Below are 663 nucleotides of genomic sequence, written 5' to 3' on the forward strand. Positions count from 1 at the left end.
GTCCTGCTCGACGGCACCCGCACAGTGGTGTTCAACTAGGCGCCCCACCCAACCAGCTCCCCACCCAACTAGGCGCCCCACCCAACTGACTCGCAGTTGTTGTCGTTTAGAGGCCTCATAACGACACCTACTGCTAGTTAGTTGGGTGTTCTACGCTGGGTCCATGGACGGGACCCGAAGGGCCTTCAGCGACGAAGCCGACTATCACGAGGCGAACCTGGCCGTCTACTACGACCGGCAGGCCGGCATCCAGAACACCCGCGCCATGACCCCGCGTCGGACGGAATGCCGCGACTGGTTTATCCGCCTGCTCAAGGAAGAACACAGGCACTCGCTGTTCGAACTAGGCTGCGGCACAGGCGTCGAAGGCTTGGAATTCGTGCGGGCCGGATTGCACTACACCGGCGTCGACCTGTCCGAGGAGAGCATCCACGTTGCCCGTGCCAAAGGGCTCGACGCCAGCGTTGCCAGCGGCCGGTCCCTGCCGTTCGCCGATGCTACTTTCCCGGCCGTGTGGACTATGAGCACCCTCCTGCACGTGCCCAACGTGGTAATCCACGACGTCGTCAGTGAACTCGTGCGGGTCAGCGCGGCTGGCGCGCCAATCGCCGTCGGACTCTGGTCCGGTGACGATGAGGAACCTCAACCCGAGCACGAAGACGA

At 63.3% G+C, this 663-nt stretch carries 1 protein-coding gene; it reads left to right on the forward strand.

Annotated features, from left to right (window positions below; genetic code table 11):
• Positions 1 to 163 precede the first annotated feature (163 nt).
• Positions 164 to 663, forward strand: a 500-nt coding sequence (locus AHiyo1_RS06555; RefSeq protein ID WP_059388005.1) for a class I SAM-dependent methyltransferase, incomplete at its 3' end; no start/stop codon positions are given.

This window comes from Arthrobacter sp. Hiyo1 (assembly GCF_001263615.2).
Taxonomy (GTDB): domain Bacteria; phylum Actinomycetota; class Actinomycetes; order Actinomycetales; family Micrococcaceae; genus Arthrobacter.